General features: G+C 58.3%; 14 protein-coding genes and 1 tRNA gene. 5 read left to right on the plus strand and 10 right to left on the minus strand.

All coding sequences use genetic code 11. The features are described 5' to 3' along the window. Positions 1-421 precede the first annotated feature (421 nt). Positions 422-1,357, plus strand: a complete 936-nt coding sequence (locus ACXMDY_RS11720) for a class I SAM-dependent methyltransferase (protein ID WP_259702553.1) — start codon at positions 422-424, stop codon at positions 1,355-1,357. 463 nt (positions 1,358-1,820) lie between these two features. Here the strand turns inward: ACXMDY_RS11720 and ACXMDY_RS11725 are convergent, their stop codons facing one another. The 7 genes from ACXMDY_RS11725 to ACXMDY_RS11755 form a co-directional block, all read right to left on the minus strand. Beyond that, a complete protein-coding gene (locus ACXMDY_RS11725; protein ID WP_259702554.1) occupies positions 1,821-2,759 on the minus strand; it encodes a GDP-mannose 4,6-dehydratase in 939 nt (312 codons plus the stop codon). Further along, a complete protein-coding gene (locus ACXMDY_RS11730) occupies positions 2,756-4,300 on the minus strand; it encodes a glycosyltransferase family 2 protein (RefSeq protein WP_259702555.1) in 1,545 nt (514 codons plus the stop codon). The genes ACXMDY_RS11725 and ACXMDY_RS11730 overlap by 4 nt, the downstream gene beginning before the upstream one ends. Further along, complete coding sequence (locus ACXMDY_RS11735; protein WP_259702556.1) at positions 4,297-5,448, minus strand: glycosyltransferase family 9 protein; 1,152 nt, start codon at positions 5,446-5,448, stop codon at positions 4,297-4,299. Before ACXMDY_RS11735 ends, ACXMDY_RS11730 begins: the two co-directional genes overlap by 4 nt. Positions 5,449-6,005: 557 nt before the next feature. Continuing rightward, positions 6,006-6,389, minus strand: a complete 384-nt coding sequence (locus tag ACXMDY_RS11740) for a DUF6165 family protein (RefSeq protein ID WP_259702557.1) — start codon at positions 6,387-6,389, stop codon at positions 6,006-6,008. Positions 6,390-6,410: 21 nt separating this feature from the next. After that, complete coding sequence (locus ACXMDY_RS11745; protein WP_259702558.1) at positions 6,411-7,280, minus strand: hypothetical protein; 870 nt, start codon at positions 7,278-7,280, stop codon at positions 6,411-6,413. Between the two features lie 172 nt (positions 7,281-7,452). Then, complete coding sequence (locus tag ACXMDY_RS11750) at positions 7,453-8,694, minus strand: class I SAM-dependent methyltransferase (RefSeq protein WP_259702559.1); 1,242 nt, start codon at positions 8,692-8,694, stop codon at positions 7,453-7,455. A gap of 823 nt (positions 8,695-9,517) precedes the next feature. Further along, complete coding sequence (locus tag ACXMDY_RS11755) at positions 9,518-10,312, minus strand: glycosyltransferase (RefSeq protein WP_259702560.1); 795 nt, start codon at positions 10,310-10,312, stop codon at positions 9,518-9,520. Between the two features lie 370 nt (positions 10,313-10,682). On the opposite strand from ACXMDY_RS11755, the gene ACXMDY_RS11760 reads away from it, so the two are divergent. The 3 genes from ACXMDY_RS11760 to ACXMDY_RS11770 all read left to right on the plus strand — a co-directional run bounded on the left by ACXMDY_RS11760 (position 10,683) and on the right by ACXMDY_RS11770 (position 13,773). Then, positions 10,683-11,600, plus strand: a complete 918-nt coding sequence (locus ACXMDY_RS11760; protein ID WP_259702561.1) for a glycosyltransferase — start codon at positions 10,683-10,685, stop codon at positions 11,598-11,600. Positions 11,601-11,945: 345 nt separating this feature from the next. After that, a tRNA-Gly gene (locus tag ACXMDY_RS11765) sits at positions 11,946-12,017 on the plus strand. Between the two features lie 670 nt (positions 12,018-12,687). Beyond that, on the plus strand, positions 12,688-13,773 hold the full coding sequence (locus ACXMDY_RS11770) for a calcium-binding protein (protein WP_259702562.1): 1,086 nt from the start codon (positions 12,688-12,690) through the stop codon (positions 13,771-13,773). Between the two features lie 1,400 nt (positions 13,774-15,173). On the opposite strand, the gene ribH is transcribed toward ACXMDY_RS11770, so the two are convergent. Further along, positions 15,174-15,668, minus strand: coding sequence for a 6,7-dimethyl-8-ribityllumazine synthase (ribH, locus tag ACXMDY_RS11775; protein WP_259702563.1), 495 nt, complete (start codon positions 15,666-15,668; stop codon positions 15,174-15,176). A gap of 6 nt (positions 15,669-15,674) precedes the next feature. Beyond that, complete coding sequence (gene psbZ / locus ACXMDY_RS11780; RefSeq protein WP_259702564.1) at positions 15,675-15,863, minus strand: photosystem II reaction center protein PsbZ; 189 nt, start codon at positions 15,861-15,863, stop codon at positions 15,675-15,677. Positions 15,864-16,033: 170 nt separating this feature from the next. On the opposite strand from psbZ, the gene mutS reads away from it, so the two are divergent. Continuing rightward, positions 16,034-18,817, plus strand: a complete 2,784-nt coding sequence (gene mutS / locus ACXMDY_RS11785; RefSeq protein WP_259702565.1) for a DNA mismatch repair protein MutS — start codon at positions 16,034-16,036, stop codon at positions 18,815-18,817. Here mutS and ACXMDY_RS11790 read toward each other — a convergent pair. Continuing rightward, on the minus strand, positions 18,814-19,446 hold the full coding sequence (locus ACXMDY_RS11790; RefSeq protein ID WP_399244248.1) for a precorrin-8X methylmutase: 633 nt from the start codon (positions 19,444-19,446) through the stop codon (positions 18,814-18,816). The genes mutS and ACXMDY_RS11790 overlap by 4 nt on opposite strands. Between the last annotated feature and the right edge of the window lie 5 nt (positions 19,447-19,451).

Raw genomic sequence — 19,451 nt, forward strand, 5'->3', positions numbered from 1 at the left:
TGAGACTATACGAAGGACCCTTGGGGGGCACGCCGTCTAGCCAGGGCTGCCATCGTAACGTTTCGTGTTCGCTTCCAAGCCCTCTTGGGGAACGTGTTCCAGGACTGCGGGCACTGAGCTCCTGACAGAACCAATTTCGTTTAAACGGACCGGAAAGAGAGGATCCTCACCATCAACTCGCCACCGCAAGGGTGCCTCCAGATCTTGCTTCATGTCGCCTTGATTCAGGAGTTTCGTGAATGCCCGAACCGCAAGTTTGCATTCTCCTTGATCAACTGTCCCTAGAACCAGGCCGCACAAGGCACATTCCTGCAATCAAGGCAGGTCGTCCTGCAGTGGACCTTCCCATCCCGTTGACGTGTTAAAAACTGTTCGGATGCCAAACACCTCGACTTCTGGCTCCGCCCTCCGCCCAGGCACCGTGGAAAGTCCCCCAGTCAGTGTCAGCGCTCCCTACGGCTCCTTCCCGGACGATCTGGACCGCTTCCAGATGAATGGTTACGAGGATCCCGGCCAATGGGAGGCAGCCATGAAGAGGGCGTTTGTCGAAGCGGAAACCGACGCTGAGGTCGCCCAGCTACTCAAGACCCACTACCTGGAAGAAAACATAGCCGCCTCCTTTGCCGCCTACCGCGCAACGGGTGTCTCCGAGGCGGTCGACGGGCTTCTCCAGCGCCTTGGCGTCTCGCGACAGACCCCAATAGCCGACATCGGATGCGGCCGTGGCCACGCTGCGCACGCCATGTCCAGAATCGGATATAAGAACATGACGGCAATGGACCCGAACGACGAATGGTTCACCGGAACCGGTTATCTGCGGTCGCTGGATGATCACCAGATCCGCATCATTAACAGTCTTGAGGAATGGGGACAACTGGGTGGACAATTCGGTGCCATCATCTCCTCCGGCACTGTGCACCATTGGCAACACATTCCCCAGCTTGCCATCGAGACGCGACGAACCATGCAGCCGGGCGGCTATTGGCTGATGATGGCCGAATACTTTGCCAACAGCGCCCGCGAGCTTGTTGACGGACTCAGCAGCCACCCAACCGCGACTCGCTACGGCTCCTTTGAGTGGGCCTACCCAGCATCAGCATACGTGGATCTCATCCAGACATCTGGCTTCCTACTGGTTGGAGTCATCCCCCTTCACTATAAAGGTGCTTTGTTTTACAGCGGCTGCAGCCTTCCCGCTGACGAGGAGCTCGACCAATGGGTTGACGAAAACCTGACACGTCAAGACGGGACCGTGGAGGCGTTCTGGTCCGAAGTCGATTCCTGGCGGCGCGGCACTGGGACCAACCGTAACTACACAGTGCCGCAGGTACTCATCTTCCAACGCGTCCAAACCTGAGTCAATCAGCCAAGCAATCACGGCCTGCAATTCGGGCGATCGGATCTGGATTGCCTGGGCAGAAGAGATGATTGAAATGGTCAATCGGGTCTTGCTGCTGCAGAGGCAACCCAACTGCCTGCCCCTCGCATGTTGAATCGATAGGATCAGTTCTGTAAAGGCAATTGAAGTAAAGCATAAGAAGAATCGATGGCCTGGAGTATTATTGCAACTGGGTCGCGTAGATTAGTGCGCAGGAGGTGACACGCTGGACACAGCGATAGGGCCTTCAATCAAACAGCCAGAAGCTGCTGTAAATCCCCGATGAACCACTCGAATTGTTCTCGAACGTACAGTTCGATTCACTCGTCCATGGACAAGCAAACACGTGGGGCGACAGCAACTCTTGACATTCACAACAGTTCGGCGCGGCTCTACAGGAGAATGGCTTGGAGTAGAAGACCAGACAAAATGAAGTAACAATCTAAGCAACCTCGGGAGATCCACTCGCAATCAACCGATCACACAGAGAAAGAATATCTTCGCGGGGTGCAAGGCCAAGCACTAGGGTTGTCTCGGAGACATCGACATCAAAGGCAGAAGAATCCCCGTCAGTTGGAACATCCAGATGACAAGAATAATCAAGACCATGTCTTGCAAAGAGTTCCCGGGCAAAGTCACGACCATGCCATGTCACGCCGCTGGCAAAGTTCAACTCCCCTCCCCAGCCAATCTCCACGGCACGAATAGCCATCTGCATAAAATCATGAGCTGAGCTCCAGTCACAATGGAAAGAGAGTGTCTGCACCTTCTCTCGAAACGAGGAATCGACCAACGCGGTCCTAACAACTCTACAGATCTTGGGAATAAAGAATGAAGCCTGACGCCGCTCTGATTCATGGTTAAAGAGAATTGCCACAGTCGTCTTGATGCCATACATCCGGTCGTAATGGGAGGCAAGCTGGCCTGAAGCTTTCTTCGTAATTGAATAAAGACATTGGCCTAGGTGTGGCGTCGAGACATCGACACGACCCTTCAATGCTGAGCCAAAGATCTTGGCAGAGCTGGCATAAAAAATCCGAAGCTCTGGCCGCCGCCGCCTGGCATACTCCAGAACACGGTGGAGAGACTTGGTGTTGACATCTACGGCACTTCCCCACACTTCCTCATAAATGAAGCCGGCCGAGCCATGGACAGCCGCGACATGGAAGACCTCGTCAGGCTCGAATTCCTCCAGACACCGGTCCAGCTCATCTTGATCCGTGAGGTCAAGCCTTCGATACGAAAAGGTAGGGCTGGCAATCCTGAACTGAAAAACCGCCCTGCGGCCAAGGCCCAGCACTTGGCGGCCTGCGGCAACCAACTTCTCGGCGAGGATGCTGCCATCCTGCCCTCCCACACCCAGGACAAGGGACCTGATCATGCTTGCTCCAATTCTGCAAGTGTCCGGTGAAAGTCCTTCAGAATATGCTTCACCGTGGGCAGATACAGAGGAAGATCATGCCGGGTCTTCTGATCCTCATGTTGCCGGGAGGAAGCAAGCACTTGATCGACCGAAAACAGGCATGCGCCGGAAAGGGCAAAACGGAGAAACATTTCGTAGTCCATAGCATAGTGCAAGTACTCCTTAACATGACTACCCGCGCGGCTCCATAGATCTCGCGTAAAAAAGACCTCAGGCTGATAGAAGTAGAGCCCACTCTGCCAGGTCGCGGTGAAGCTCGCCAGGTCGCCAAAACTGAGGGGGCTTAGCTCGCCCGTGTAGAAGCCGGAATGGTGAATCTGCCTGGTTCGGCCCGCGCCATCAATGACTCGACAGCCACCAACAACCAGATCGCAAGAAGTCTGCGATTGGATGCGAGCTACCATCTCCAACGAGCCTGGTTCCAGCCGGTCGTCGCTACAAAGCCAGGTCATGACATCCCCTGAAGCCAACTTAAATCCTTTGTTGAGTGCGTGGGATTGGCCCCGATCAGGTTCGATCACGAGATGGGAGAGTCGGTGGCGATAAGACTCGAGAATCTCACGGCTTCCATCTGTGGAGCCACCGTCAATGACCACGAAATCAAGATTGGGGTAGTTCTGGTCAAGGACCGACTCAAGACATTCACGAAGAAAGCGGGCTTGGTTGAAGCTGACGGTAACTACAGAGATTCTGGGCCATTCGCGCCTCTCTTCCACGTCCCCCCGCACAGCCAACTGGGTCGCGCGTTCCGCCAACGGATGAACTGATGAGCCCTGACAACGCTCATCCATCCCAATGAACGATTCCACCAACCCCATCGGCGTGTCCAGGCACATTGCAGGAGTGTGCGATCGCTTGGTTGAACGCTCGAAACCAAGGGCGGTGCGGCGCGCCCAGGAAACAAAGGCGTTGGAAGAGATCATGGGGATGCGCATGCCAGGCCATGGCTGTGCCTGCTTGGGATGGGCACGAACGGGTTGACCGGAAAAAGGCGACTGCCGCTTAGTTCCTGCAGCGGAGAAAGATCTCCTGCCTACAAACAACAGGGTGACCTTGGCAATCTGGTGGTCCACGGGTAGGGGGGGGAGACGATCCCAAAAGGTTCGAAAGAGCCTCTTGAACTTTTTCGAAAGATCCGCAGTGAGCACCAACGCTCTCCCAGGGCGTTGGGCCAGGCGTTTGTATCGACCGCTCCAATTGATCGGCCCAAACTGGGGGAAATCAAGTCCGGTCCGCAGTAACTCAACTGGTGGGATGTCCCAAGTGGCTCTTTGAAAAGCAAGATCAGGGAGGGTCTGCACCGCAATAAGACGAGTCAGATGCTCGCAGTCTGCTTCAAGAATCTGAAGGTAGGCTTGAAGTCCATAGGACTCCTCGATACAGATCTCCTCCACAAAGCCATCGCTCCCCCAACTCAGCAATGCATGGGGAAGGGGACGCGCTGCATGGGCCAGCGAAACAGCTCGCTCCTGTCCTTCAGCATGATGATCCTGGTTCACGAGAGGCACTCCTGCACGAAGTCCCACTGCCTGCTTCCACTCGGTAGGCGGAACGACCGGTCCAGCGGGCAATGCGGGAGAACTCTCCTGCGTGCATGATCGCGCAAGTCAATGCGGTCGGGATAGCGCCGAAACGCATGCGCCAGGGATTCGGCGGCATCAAGATACATGCCACGTTCCATCAAGGATTTACCTATAGAGTGAAGAAAACTGAAGGTGACAGGCACTGGTTGGTGGAATTCAGCAATCGCGTGCTGGAGGCCGGAACCTTCGGAACGTTGCAGACACTCAACCGTGACTCGCGGGGTGGCGTCGCGCATCTCGATGAAGTAGTTAGTTGGCTTTCCCCAGTATAAGAAGTCGTGGAAAAAAGAACCCAGTACCGAGCGCTTGCTATCCAAGATCTGGAGATTGGGAAGCTTCTTTGCCTGGTCGCAAGTAGCAATAACTGTCAGCCCGCTGCCGCAACCGATGAAATCAGTGCAATAATCAAGGAGAGCAAGATTCTCCCTCATCGTGAGTGTGGATGCCGATACTGCATTGGGAGGGAGATCTCTGCCAAGCGGTTGCATTGTGGAGAGGAGAAAGAACACATCCATCTTCCGTGCCGCACTCAACCTCGCCACCTTCTTGGCAAAGTCTGGCGTCACATGGGACTGCATGCTATTGGAAGAACATTCGAAAAGAACAACACGCGCCCGATCGAGAAGACGATGTTCGATGGCGAAAGCATCAACGCGCTCTTTCTCATCCGAGGTTAAACAAATAACCGGATCAATCGGAACGCTTATGGGACGGTCATAGCCTCGGAGCATGCTTGGGCGAACAGTTCCATCAAAGTGGCGAAAATTGTCTGGATAGACCTGCGGGATCCAGATGCGATCGTATGGTTCGCAGCCAGCCTGCCGCCGCATGATCTCGCGGCTGGCCAATGCCCAGATGAGATCTCGGCTGGCATTGGTCCAGTCAGGTAGGTCAACAGTGACGACCTCGTCCACATGGGGATTGGCCAGCAGCAGGCCGCGACACCGTGAGGAGATCCACCAAGTCAGGTGGCAACCGGGATGATCCTGCTTGATCTGCCGAGCGATGGTCGTTGCATAGAGGCAGTCTCCATTGGCATCGAGCTGGACCAGTGCTGCCTTCATGCGTCATCCCCATGGAGGAGGCGGGGCAAGTCGGCAGGAAGCCGATCACTGACCACTCTCAAAGACAGGATCAATGCTTGTGGAAGCACGGGCATCAAGGGATTGGGATGGAGGAAAGGATAATGGAAGCTCATCGTTCCGCTCAATCCTATGCTGACAGGTTGGCATGAACAGACACTACTAACTCCTCAGCCTGGTTCACTGGGCTGAAAGCAGCGTCCACATCATTGATGAGCAGCACCGCAATCATCCATCATCTCGGCAACAGCGATTGCTGGCCTGTATCAACATCCGAACTGAAACGCTTCTCCTGGGAAGGTTTGCAATGGCCACACCTGCAACGCCTGGCCATTTTTCGTGGAGGGTCCCGCAGAATGGTGCTGTGCCACACGGAGCTGAGCCGAGCACCAATATCGCAAAAGGGAGAAAGCTCCAAGGCGGCGAAACATCAGCCATGCTGCATAGAATCCTCCCTACATTCATCGGACAGGAAAGCGGCAGTACAACAACCGAAAGTCATCCCAAGGAACGGTGAAAAAATGACGCATTGACCATGTCTACACATCATATGACTGATAAGACTTCTCCTCCACAAGCTCGGATTTACAGATCGTATTGATCATCTTCTTGGCGTGGGCGCGTCTGTCATTCGTGCGGTAGATGAGGCGAGCGATCTCGACGAACTCATGACCAAAGTCATCGGCACGCTCCTTATCGCGGATGCGATCTTCAAGGTCCCACAACTCGCTGTTGGCCTCACGCAACAACTTCTCCCACGGCGCAATTGCGAGATTGTCGATCAGGGTAGCCGGTCGAATGGCGCGTAGACGATGGAGTTCATTGCGAACATTGACAAGTTTGGATGCTTCACCAATGCGTTTCTCCTTGATTTCAAGGATGACAATCTTGTCGACAAGTTCTCCTAACGAAACCGGGATCAAGACAGTGTTTTGATGCATTGCTTACGAGGCAGTGCCTGCTAAACGATCCTTAGGCAGAGCCATGGCTCGCAGCCACTCCGCGCTGTAGGGGTCACCAAGCTCGCCGAGTCGGACCTTCCGATTAGAGCGGCAGCAGTGGACCATACAACCAGAAATGAGATCGAATCGGTCCCTACCGCGTACATAACTCAACCGCCCCGCAGGGTCACGCGAGTCACGGTGGATGGCGGGCCAAGCGACGCGCCGCCTGATCTTTCCAGCGAGCTTAGGTGCATGGTCCACCCGAACAAAAAAGGCGTTCAGGCCGTTCATGCAGGTGCCTAAGAACTCATAGCCACGGCTCTCCGCCAACTCGCGTAACGCCGCGATGGACGCTCCAAACAACAGCCCCGAGTGGTGACTGCCAAAGCGCTCAAACTTCGGGTCGTAGGGGACAGTCACGGCATGTCGGTCACCGAAAACCGGGTTGCATTCGAGGATGAGGATGTCCGGGCGCAACCCACCAAGTGCCTTCAGGATCCAATAATCATTCCCATCGAGATCGATGCTCAGGATGCCCAAAGGTCCGTAAAACCCATTCTGCTCGATCAGTTGCTGGATGTTCTCCGCCGTGATGAAAGCGGCCTGGGCCTGGATGTCGTGGCGCCAGTATGTGGCAGACGAGCGCAGGACGTTCATGTTCCAGGCGTCACCATCAAGCACCAAGCCAGTCCAGTTCCTGTTGAGCAGGAGAAAACGGGTGTTGGCCTCGAGATAGTTTTCTACCCCGAACTCCACAAAGGTTTTATTCTGGAGATCCAGATTAGAGACCAGCCACTCGATGATCCCATCTTCACCAAACTGGGAAAACACCTGAAACTCAACATCTGCAAGAGTTTCGATCTCTTGCATACGCTGAACCTGGAAGGCTGCGAGACGCCCATTAAGGCAGGCATGGCGCTCCCATTTGCTATCGACCCGACGAAGTTTCGCCAGGCATGAGATCGCAGCACGACCCGTATTTGCCAGAGACCTGGAGGCGCGGGCGAAACTGCCTCTCAACCTGCGAATCATGAAAGACAAACTAAACGATTTCAATCTCTGGGAACGGGAAGATCAGGCGGCCACCACCAGCCAAATACTGCTTTTCCCTCTGCACAATACCGCCACGGAAGTGCCAGGGCAGAACAAGATAGTAGTCAGGCTTCATGGCAGCAGCCTCCTTCTCCGAGATGATCGGGATTTTCGTGCCAGGTGTGACACGGCCAAATTTCTCCTCGTTAACTTCAGCAATGAAGGGAATCTCGCTTGGGGTGAACCCACAAAACTGCAAGACCACATTTCCCTTCGTTGAGGCACCGTATCCGAAAATGGTCTTGCCATCGGCAACGAGAGACTTGACCAGCCGCGTGAGATCGTCGCGATGACGGAAGACGCGCTCCTCGAAATCACGGAATGGCTTGGGAGTGGAGAGTCCCATGCGCTCCTCCTGTTCAAGAAGCCAGTCAATGACCGTTGAATTGCTCCCCAAGGAAGTGTTGGATTTACGTGCTGCGGTCACAGCAAAACTCCCACCATTGACATTGTTCATCACCACATCAACGAGGCGCAGATCGGCTGCCTCGAGGATTCTGGCTACGACGCCAAGTGAGTAGTACTCAAGGTGCTCATGACAGATTGTGTCGTAGGAATTCGTTCGCAGCATGGACGGCATGTAGCTCTGCTCAAAGTGCCACACCCCATCTTCTGCCAACACCTCATGGATCTGCCTGGCAAAGGAGACTGGATCCTCCAGGTCATAGAACATGGCGATGGAACTGACCACCTTGGCGGGGGCTTGGGAAACGTTGCGGAAGGCTGTCGCCGAAAAGAAATCTGGTACCAGCTTGATATCATCAGGGTAAAGTTCAGCAAACTTTACCCCGGTAGGATCTATTCCAATGCGGTGAAGCTCTTTGGTCTGGTAGGCCTTGAGTGTGGTGGCGTCATTGCTCCCAATATCAAGGACCGTATCCCCCGGGCTAACCCTGGCCAAACGCTCCAAATAGTGCACTTTGGTCGTGAGATGGTCGACCATGGACTGGTTCAGCCCAGAGCGATAACCGTAGTTATCCCCATACATCTCGTTGGGGTTGTAGGAGTGCTTGAGTTGAACAAGGCCGCTGGAGGGGCACCAGACAAGCTCCAGCGGACCACTGGTCACCTCCTCCTCTGGAGTGGAGGGGAAAACGCCGGTGAGTGCCTGCCGGCCAAGATCAAGAATAGTGACCAAGTGTTGGTCACCGCCCACGCGGCACCGTTCAATCTCTGCGTAGGGTAAGGCCATTGAAGCCGCGTGGCGAACAGGCTTAACATAGTATCTGAGCAGGCGTTGGCTTCCCAGGGCGAGTCCACTGCCAAGAAAACCTGGGCCACAATCAAAGACATGGACTGGGCAGTCTTGGGTGCAAGTGCTCTGCTTCTCCACCTTCTGGAGAGCCAAAGCAATGCCGCACATCCGCACTAGGCGTTGCTTGGGCCGCCAGCGAGAGGAGTTCCTGCCAGCGCCAGAGGAGATGATTTCAGGCAAAAGCTGGAAGGCCTGATCCAAGCACGGCCCTAGGATTGAAGCAGTGGGAGGCTGGACAACGCACACGCTCACCGCCATTCTGCTGATCAAGTGGCAGAATCAAAGCCAAGGTATTACTAATCAAGCAAAGAAGAGTACTCAATACAAACGACCCTCAGACGAAGCATTCACAGACATCGGCCTTGCGAATGGAAAGATCTATTGGCCTAATTCATTGCTCCTACGAGCAGAGCTTGCCATCCAAACAACGCAGCAGAGAATGTACCAGGCAAAGTTCATGTTTGCTTCGCTGAAAGACCGCAAATTCCTTAAGCATGAGCACAATCGAAGTTCTTGTATGTGGCACAATCAGGCATGAGTATTGATTCTCGCAACTCATAAGCACGTCCTTGATCGAAAGCAAGTCCTGATCGAGCAGTCATTCTCGCCAGGGTTGTCGGCTTGGTGAATAAAGCAGAGCCTTATACCCCAGCCGCAGCCCATTCAGACCAATCAGCAAGGATGCGTAGCTAGCGGATCCGCTAGAGCAACGAGAACCCCTGGCAACAACCTGTGGCTGGGAAGCAGGTCGGGGAGCCGTTCAACGAACACTGCCATAGGCATCAAGATGCTGCTGGACCAGACGATCCATCTCGTAGTGGTGGCGCAGGCTCGCGTATCCCTCAGGTCCGAGGCGACGGCTTGGTCGTTGCAGATCCGCTGCTGAATGACTCCTCAGCCAGTCCGCCCAGACCCTGGCGTTGAGAGGCGACAGGAAGGTCATGAAGCCCTCGCCAACCTCACGGTGCACCTCAATGTCTGAGGCCACGATCGGGGTGTCGCAAGCCAGAGCCTCAATCAGGGGCAAGGAAAAACCCTCCGCAAGCGAGGGGACAAGCACAGCCTCGGCATGGCGATAGAGCCAGGCCAGCATTGGATCATTGACAGGTAGCTGGAGAACAGCATGCTCAAGGCCGTGGGCGGCAATGTGTTGATGTTCTTCGGAACGCCAAGGGCCGCCACCTGCGAAGACCAGAAGCGGAAAATCACAACCCGCACCACAACCTTGATGCATCAAAGCCAGAGCTCGCAACAAGGTCTGGCCATTCTTGTAGGCATACCGCTTGCCGACCATCAACCAGAAGCGCCGACCCACAAGCCTGTCCACCTGTTGGGGCTGGATCCTATCCATGGCTGTTGCCAGATGAATCACCCGAAGAGGTGTGCATAGACCTGGATGAAAGAAAGTGAGATCATCAGCAGAGGCAGCACTGATGCTGATGATCAGGTCTGAAGCAGAAAACCAGGCGCGCTTGTTCGCGTGGGGAGAGCGCAGAGCAGGAAGAAAGAAGTGCTCTGGATGACGCTCCGGAACCATGTCAAAGAGAGAGCTCACAAGGCGCTGTTCAGTGCGTAGCCTGTATGGACGACCGCCATAGAAGGTTGCATGGATCACATCGGCCTGGCGCCATGGCGGTGTGTTCAACCACCCTCTGGATTGCTTCGGGGCACGACTGACACACACACCCGCACGCTGCAGCCCAGTGGCTAAGTCAGCAAAATAACGGCTGATGCCACCTCGACGCTGCCTGCGCAGGATCTGTGAATCGAAGCCGATTGACAATTGACCCACAGATGGAATGCCGCCAGAAGAAAGGTAGGAGAACAGTTGGAATGAGGCTGGACAGGAGCCGAGCCTAAGACACGTATCCCGGTGAGTCTTAACTCCATGGCAGGATGTTGATCAGCGCAGCCGCAAGCAGCCCATGGCCCAAGCCCCTGAAGGCGGGGAAACCCAAGGAATGGCTTGGTCTGACCAAGAGACCGCTATAAGCCCCCAGCCGCTTATCACGGTCATCACCCCTTGCCTGAATTCGGTAGACACCATCGTTGAAAACGTTCTGAGTGTATTGGAAGCCCGCGTGACGCTGACACGAAGTGGCTGGGAACTCGAGCATCTCATCATTGATGGCGGCTCCGTTGACGGCACTGCAGAGCTGGTGTCCAGTCACGCTGCGAAACATTCCTTCTGCCGGTGGGTCTCCAATATCAGCGGTGGCCCCTATGCCGCTATGAATGCAGGGCTTCAGCAAGCCAGCGGACGTTACACCCATGTGTTGAATTCTGATGATCTGCTGCTCGATCCCCGTGCCTATGCGGGCTTTCTGCAGGAGGGAGAGGGGAAAGAAGCACGTGTGATGATTGCTTCGATCGGCTACTTCCAGAGACCTAGTCGGCACCTGAAGAGCCTTTGGCTTGTTCGTCCTATCCCAGCCGACAAAAGCAAATGGCGACAGCAACTTCTACGCGGACTGCATTATCCTCACCCAGGATTCATTGCTGAGACAGAACTCTACAAGGCGGTAGCGTTTGACGAGCAATATGGCCTTTCGGCTGACTACAAACTGATGCAATCCATCCTGCTTGGACCGGCAATACCCCAAACTACGATGATCTGCAGCCAACCCTTGGTTGCCATGGCGGAGGGGGGGGCGACAGGCAACTGGAAGGCCATCCTTAAGGGGTACAGGCAACTGGCTGCCATCAATAAAGAATTGGGGATACAGGCTTCCGGCGCGAAGCGATACTGGGGAAAGGTGAGGCAAAGGCTACGGCCCCTACCTCAAAAGATAACCATCAGAAAGGCAGGAGACTCTGCGCCAGATTTGGCCGAGGATAGTTGATAAAACGGAGTTGCCCGCAAATCACTACAAGCTGGGTGCATGGTTTGTGATCAACCTCAAGTTTCGTTGTGCTCAGCATCCATCCAGTATCAGCACGATCAAGCAAGCGGCCTCGACTCCAAGGGGCCGATGTCTTGCCATCGTGGCCGAACAGGCCGGGGGGGGGGCAGCAGCCCGGAGCAGTGGGCACAGCCCCCTCCATCCCGGAGAACGGGGGATTGAGAGGAGACGAGGGCCTCAGCTCGCCAGTTTCCGCAAGGGGGTTGCCATCGTGCACACCCGATGGTGCATGATGGATCTGTTGGCGGCGATGCCGTCCACAACGCCTGCTACCTCAGGTGATCTGCGGATGTAGCTCAGTGGTAGAGCATCTCCTTGCCAAGGAGAGGGTCGAGAGTTCGAATCTCTTCATCCGCTTGATTCAACCGCCACCGCCGCATCAATCCAGGCGGCACTCATAGAGTCTTGGGGCTGGCTGCCTTGGCTTCGCCTGCGGCCGTCTCCAGCAGAATCAGCGGCTCCAAGACCTCTCTCATGGCAGTGGGGCTCACAGCTGGCGCCTGGGCCATCCCGGTTTCAGGTTGGGCCACAGCCAGTGACCCTGGGCCGGTGGGCACTGCCTGTGGCCAGGTCGTTCTTGTGCATCGGGGCATCTGGCCGATCACGTCATCGCTGGCCAACGACCAGCTGGCGCGGATTTCAGGAGCTGCCTGCCCAGCCTGCGCTGCTTGCAGAGGCCAGAACATCTGCTGAACAGCCCCGGCAGCCCGGCTGCTTGAGGTTGGTGGCCGCAATTGGATTCACCCCAAGGCGGCAGCAACTGGGCAGGCCATCCCTCAATGCCACCACCGACCCGATGGAGTCACAGCGGGCGGATCCCCTCTGATGTGCCGCTGCTGCCCTGCTGAACGCCCAAGAGAAGCTCAACGGGTAACAACCAACTCGCCGACTGGCACCAGGCAAAACCGCTGCCTGGCGATAGCCCTACCTGGCCTCCACTGCAGAAAGATCAGGTTACGAAGGGATAAGGGATGAAATCGAGACTGTTGCGATGCTAAACTTCTAAAGTTATAAAAACACAATTCGTATGCCAACATTTATCGGTACCGATTTAGGCAACACCGTATCTTCTGGTGTTTTTGACACATGGTATGGGCTGGGCGGCAACGACGATCTCACTTCCTCAACCCCTGGGTTTACCTACATGGAAGGAGGGGAAGGCAACGACAAGCTTGATGCCAATGGAGGCAATGCAGATCTCTATGGCGGGAGCGGTAATGACTGGATACTAGGGCCAGTTGGTGCCTTCGCAAGCTTTATGTATGGAGGCGATGGAAGCGATAGACTACAGAGCTTCAGCAGTTCTGGTGATTATCTTGATGGTGGGCAACGTGCCGACAGACTGGATGGACACAGCGGAGACGACACTCTCTTGGGTGGTGACGGCTTCGACAATCAACTTGCAAATATCTTAGTAGGGCCTGGAAACTCTCAGATCGCGGGTGGCCTCTTTGGAAACGGTGGCAACGATTATCTGGATGGCGGCAACGGGAATGATTTCCTTGATGGTGGAACTGGTAACGATGTGCTGGTCGGTGGCACGGGCAACGACACTTTGAACGGTGGCGCCAATGATGATCTGATCTATTCCAGTTTCCGCTCAGGCTCCACTGTGGGCTCTGCCGATGCAGCCTCCACCGGGAATGGCGGCTCCGGAAACGACAGCCTGATAGCCAACGGCAAAGATACAATGTTTGGCGGAACTGGAGATGATCTCCTTTATGCCAGCACCAGTAACATCGCCACGTTCTATGGAGACGAAGGTGCCGATACGTTGATCGGCAGATATGCCGGCGATATCCTCATAGGTGGTGCCGACAACGACGTCCTGATCGGCAACGGTGGCAACGATTACCTCCTTGGTGGCGGCGGCTCCGATTACTTCGATTTCCGCTCTGATATCGAGCCTGGAGTGTTCGATTACATCGGAGATTTCAATATCGGTGGTGCCGCAGACACTCTCGTGATCCCCGCTGCCTTCCAGGCTGCCACAATTTTTTACCAGTATGGCTCTGCCACCCTGGTGATCACCGCCCTCGGCAGCAGCGCCTGGTATGGCTATGTCGAGAATGCTGTCGCTGCCCAGGTCCAGTCCCAGACCTACTTCGGCTGAGGGCGGCTGTGACCACATTCACCTTGATGGTAATGATAGCGATAAGCATGGTGCAAGCTGCTTGGTAGGGCCTGTAAACCTGCTTGGACAGGTGGCTTGATTGGAAACGGTGGCAACGACTATCTGGATGGCTGCAACCGAAATGACACGCATGCTGGTCGTATCGGCAACGATCTGATTGATCGAGGTTTCCGCCAAGACACCGGCCTGAGGTCACCTGTTGCAACTTCCGCTACCTAAGGCGACGACGGTAACGACATCCCGATCGCCAACGGAGAGAGACGATGAGTGAGGCTCGGACAATGATCTGCTCAATGCCAACACCGCTAAACCTGCTGCTCTTTCAGGGCATGATGGCAACGGTTCTTTGATCGGTGGCACCTGCAGCGACGTTCCAGGAGCCTGTCGCTCACAGGTCAGAATCCGGCATCTCCACAGACTCTCCCAATCTGCCCAGATCCCTTTGACAGCGGCAGATCTGGGCGAAAGAACAGGGCATGTGTCAAACCCAAGTTCTTGCTTCCCGGGAACCCGGAGCAGGCGCTGCTGCTCCTGTACACCTACTACGTCGGGCTGCCGAGCTCCAGGACGATTGTGAAAGCCGGCCGGTAAGCCCCGGAATTGTACGTTCAAGTGCTGCGCCTTGGCAGGAAGACGGTCTGGTGAGCCTGGGCCACGTGGCGGTGGACGGAACCAAGGTGAAAGCCAATGCCAGTAGGCACGAGGCCATGAGCCAAGAGCGGATTCTCTAGCCCGTAGGGCTTCTGCTTAGCAATAAGGCGAGAAGCAGTTGGAGGGCGAGATGCGGGCGCTGCTGCACAAGGCTGAAGGACTGCAGTGCGACAGCAGCCGCTTGGAGCAGTTTCGCAAGGCCAAAGCCGAACTGGAAGCAGCGGCTGCGGAACAAGAGTGAGCTGAGACTGAAACCAGTGGTGACGCTCAGGCTGGTATCTTTACTGAGGTACCAGCTTGAGCCTCCAAGCTACATCTCGATTCAATGCACAGCAACGAATTCGAGCAATCATTGCAAGTCGCTGGCTGGCACTGTAAAGGCAAAATCTCACAAGCAAAAACTTGTTTAGGATCAGGTTAATCAATAACAATACAACCTGGGGGCGTCATTCGCAAACATCGACATGCCGTACGGCGACTTCAAGAATCGTTCTGATGGATAGCGCTTGCTTTTGCGATCTCAAGATGTGAAAAGCATTGAATGATTGATTGCATGATGAAATCAAATTTGGCTAGATTTCCTGCATCAGTAATCGCAATTCATGACAGAAAATTTTTTGCCAACATGATCATTCCATCATGAGAAAAAGTTCTTCACTATTTTGCTTCGCAACCCTACTTTGAGCGAAACCCGCTGAGAATCATGCTTCTTGATGAGGGCAAACCGCTCAGGGGTGGCTCGCAGATCCTGGCAACCCCGCCATCAAGCTGCCCATCTCCAGGGCCTGCAGCGCGTAGCTCCAGCCAAGGTTGCTTTTGATGCCGGCCCGCTCCAGGGCCTGCTGCATCGTGTCGGTGGTGAGCACGCCGAAGATCACCGGCACGCCGGTCGACCGGGAAACGGCTGCCACCCCCTTGCTCACCTCGGCGACGACCACATCGAAATGGGGGGTGTCTCCACGAATCACGGCCCCCAGGGTGATCAGCACCTGATAGCGCCCACTGGCCGCCAGTTTCTGGGTCACCAGAGGGATCTCAAAACTGCCCGGCACCCAGGCGACATCCAGCTGCTGGCTGGTAGGGCTGACATCAATGCCGTGGCGGGAGAGACAATCCAGACAGGCGCTCAGCAGCTTGCCGGTGACCAGGTCGTTGAAACGGCCCACCACCACAGCGATGCGGAGGTCACTGACATCGGTGAACCGACCTTCGAAAATCGTCAAAGGGACTCAGACCACGAAATAGCTCATGCCCCAGTTGAGCAGAACGAGCGCCACCCAGGCCGCTCCACCCAGCAGGATCAGGCGATTGGAGCGGCCGCTGTCCTCGCTGCTGGCGTACAGAACCGGCACCGCCACCACCAGCGCGAAAGACAGCACCACCAGGGCCAGAACGGTGAGGGTGTTGAGAATCTGCATGGGTCCTACAGGGGCCTAGACGGGCATTGGGGCGATCTTCCCACGCTGGACCGGCTGCTGCGCGGCTCCCCGGCTGGATCCTTCACAACTTGTCGGGGCGGCGGGTCGCGGCGGCGGCCGGAACCGGCGCTCCGAGCCTCCTACGATCAGGCCCTCGGTGGAGGTGAAGCGTGGCGGCGGAAGCCCAGGAACAGCTGTCGCTGATTGCTGCTCCAGTCGTTCAGGGAAGCCTGTTCGGCCCCGCCGCTGTCCCATCCCAGGCTCCTGCCGAGCCCGATCCAGTCGAGCCCGATCCAGGTGACACCGAGCTCGATGACGCGGCCCTGATCGCCCAGGCGGCCGCCCGACCCCGAACGCGCCGGATGATGGCCGATCCGGCAGCCGCTCTTGCCGGCAGTGCGGCACCTGCCACCGATGCCGACTCCGACCTGCCCGCCTGGCACCACCACAGCCTGGTCGATCCGGCGGCCCTGCCGCCGATGCTGCGTCACTATGTGACCCTGAAGCAGGCCCACCCCGAGCGGGTGCTGCTCTACCGGCTCGGCGACTTCTTCGAATGCTTCTTCGAAGACGCGATCCGGGTGTCCCGACTGCTGGAGCTCACCCTCACCGGCAAGGAGGCCGGCAAGGGGATCGGACGGGTGCCGATGGCCGGCATCCCCCACCACGCCGCCGAGCGCTACTGCGGTGACCTGGTGCGGCTGGGTCTGTGCGTGGCCCTCTGCGACCAACTGGAAACCACACCGGCCAAGGGCGCTCTGCTCAAGCGGGAGATCACCCGGGTGATCACCCCCGGCACCGTGCTCGAGGAAGGAATGCTCGCCGCCCGCCGCAACAACTGGCTGGCGGCGGCAGTGGTCGAGCAGGGCCACTGGGGCCTGGCCATCGCCGATGTGAGCACCGGCGAGTTCAGGGTGAGTCAGCGGGAGGGCAGCGCCAACCTCCACCAGGAGCTGCTGCAGCTGGAGGCCGCCGAACTGCTCTGGCCGAGCGGGGAAGCGGCGAACGACGGCCCCGCCGCAGCCTCTCCCAGCTGGTGCCCCGATGCCCTTCACCTCACCCGCCTGCCGCTCACGCCGTTCTCGGCGCCGGAGGCCCGCCGCACCCTGCTGGAGCGCTTCGAGCTGGCCAGCCTCGATGGGCTGGGCCTGGGCGAAGCCCCCCTGGCGCTGCGGGCGGCCGGCGGTCTGCTGCGCTATCTCGATGACACCCAGCCCGGCGAGGCGGACCCGGCCGGCGGCCAGAGGCCGGCGGTGGTGCCACTCGATCCCCCCACCCTCAGGTTCGCGGGCGATCAACTGGTGCTGGATGCCCAGACCCGGCGCAACCTCGAGCTCACCCGCACCCAGCGGGACGGCCAGCTGCAGGGATCCCTGCTATGGGCCCTGGATCGCACCATGACCGCCATGGGCGGCCGTTGCCTGCGCCGCTGGATCGAGCAGCCGCTGCTTGATCTGGGCGCGATCCGGGAGCGCCAGAAGGGGGTGAGTGAACTGGTGGATCAGCGGCCGCTGCGGCTGGCCCTGCGGCGCCTGCTAAGGCCGATGGGTGATCTTGAACGGTTGGCCGGCCGGGCCGGCGCCGGCTCGGCCTCGGCCCGGGATCTGGTTGCCCTCGCCGATGGTCTCGAGCGGCTGCCCCGGCTGGGTGCCCTGCTGGCCTCGGCGACCAGCACCCCGTTACAGGTTCTCCAGCTGCCCGTCCCCGAGCTGGTGGAGCTGGCCACCCAGCTGCGCCACACCCTGCTGGATCCAGCACCACTCAGCCTCAGCGAAGGTAGCCTGATTCACGACGGCGTCGATGCGCAGCTGGACGGCCTGCGCAACCAGCTTGATGATCACCAGGCCTGGCTGGCCGATCAGGAGGCGGCGGAGCGGCGCAACAGTGGCATCCCCACCTTGCGATTGCAGTTTCACCGGAGCTTTGGCTACTTCCTTTCGGTGAGCCGGGCCCGGGCCAAGGCGGTGCCAGACCATTGGATCCGCCGACAGACCCTGGCCAACGAAGAGCGCTTCGCCACCCCCGCCCTGAAGGCTCGTGAGGGCAGGATCCTGCAGCTGCGTGCCCGCGCCGCCCAGCGGGAATACGGGCTGTTCAGCGAGATCCGTGCCGCGGTGGGCGCTCTGGCCGCTCCGATCCGGGCCGCGGCGCGTCGGGTGGCCGCCCTTGATGCGATCACCTCCCTCGCCGAGGTGGCCGCTCTGGGTGGCTACTGCTGCCCCGAGCTCACCGACGACCGCCGCCTGTTCATCGAGGCAGGCCGCCATCCGGTGGTGGAGCAACTGCTGGTGGACGAAGCCTTCGCCGCCAATGGCATCCATCTGGGCGAGCCAGGCCAGCCCGATCTGGTGGTGCTCACCGGCCCGAATGCCAGTGGCAAGAGCTGCTATCTGCGCCAGACGGGGCTGCTGCAGCTGATGGCCCAGATCGGCAGCTGGATTCCGGCCCGCTCCGCCCGGCTCGGGCTCTGCGACCGCATCTTCACCCGGGTCGGCGCCGTTGATGATCTGGCCACGGGCCAGTCCACCTTCATGGTGGAGATGGCCGAAACAGCCAACATCCTTCACCACGCCACCGATCGCTCCCTGGTGCTGCTCGACGAGATCGGCCGCGGCACCGCCACCTTCGACGGCCTCTCGATCGCCTGGGCGGTGGCCGAGCACCTGGCCGAGGGACTGCGGGCCCGGGCCGTGTTCGCCACCCACTACCACGAGCTCAACGAGCTGGCTGAGCTGCTTCCGAATGTGGCCAACTTCCAGGTGATGGTCGAGGAAACCGGCGACCGGCTGCTGTTCCTGCATCAGGTGCGTCCCGGCGGCGCCAGCCGCAGCTACGGCATCGAGGCGGCCCGTCTGGCCGGCGTGCCGGCGCCGGTGGTGCGCCGCGCCCGCCAGGTGCTCGGCAGGATCGAGGCCAACAGCCATGTGGTGATGGGGCTCCAGAGCGCGGCCTAGGGCTGGCTTCGGGCCCGAACCAGCCAGGCGTGCCGCAGCAGCGCGTTCACCGCCGCCGCCACGAGGCCGGCGCCGCCCTTGCTGCCCTCCAGCCGGATCTGAGGCAGCTCGCTCTCGGCAAGCTGGCGCTTGCTTTCGGCCACACCCACGAAGCCCACCGGCATGCCGATCACCAGGGCCGGCACCCCTTCTCCCCTGCCGGCAGCCACGGCGCTCAGCCGCAGCAGACGCTCCAGGGCGGTGGGGGCGCTTCCGACCAGCACCACCGCCCCTGGATGCTCCGCGATCGCCGCCGCCATGCCCTCGGCGGCGCGGGTGCCCCCCTCCGGCGCCTGGGGAGGTGCCCAGTCGAGGACGCAGCGCACAGGGTTGGCGAAGGTGCGCCCCGCCATCGGCGCCACCGCCGCCGCCGCCATGGCGGTATCGGTGAGGATCACGGCCCCGGAGGCCAGCGCCTCCATGCCCACCTGACAGGCCCCGACGCTGAAGCGCAGGTCCGGCACGATCGCCAGATCGCCACTGCTGTGCACAAGCCTCTCCAGCACGTCCTGTTCCACCCCGCCAGGACCGGCTGTCCCCAGCCGTTGGCGGATGATCCGAATGCTCTCGATGAAGATCGGGTGATCCACGGCCA

The organism is Cyanobium sp. ULC082 (assembly GCF_977927535.1).

What these genes read in the sequence shown, in the direction of transcription:
- ACXMDY_RS11725 (WP_259702554.1), bottom strand. Translation starts at nt 2,759, where the DNA reads ATGATCAGGTCCCTTGTCCTGGGTGTGGGAGGGCAGGATGGCAGCATC.
- ACXMDY_RS11735 (WP_259702556.1), bottom strand. Translation starts at nt 5,448, where the DNA reads ATGAAGGCAGCACTGGTCCAGCTCGATGCCAATGGAGACTGCCTCTAT.
- ACXMDY_RS11745 (WP_259702558.1), bottom strand. Translation starts at nt 7,280, where the DNA reads ATGCAAGAGATCGAAACTCTTGCAGATGTTGAGTTTCAGGTGTTTTCC.
- ACXMDY_RS11750 (WP_259702559.1), bottom strand. Translation starts at nt 8,694, where the DNA reads ATGGCCTTACCCTACGCAGAGATTGAACGGTGCCGCGTGGGCGGTGAC.
- ACXMDY_RS11760 (WP_259702561.1), top strand. Translation starts at nt 10,683, where the DNA reads ATGGCCCAAGCCCCTGAAGGCGGGGAAACCCAAGGAATGGCTTGGTCT.
- ACXMDY_RS11770 (WP_259702562.1), top strand. Translation starts at nt 12,688, where the DNA reads ATGCCAACATTTATCGGTACCGATTTAGGCAACACCGTATCTTCTGGT.
- psbZ (WP_259702564.1), bottom strand. Translation starts at nt 15,863, where the DNA reads ATGCAGATTCTCAACACCCTCACCGTTCTGGCCCTGGTGGTGCTGTCT.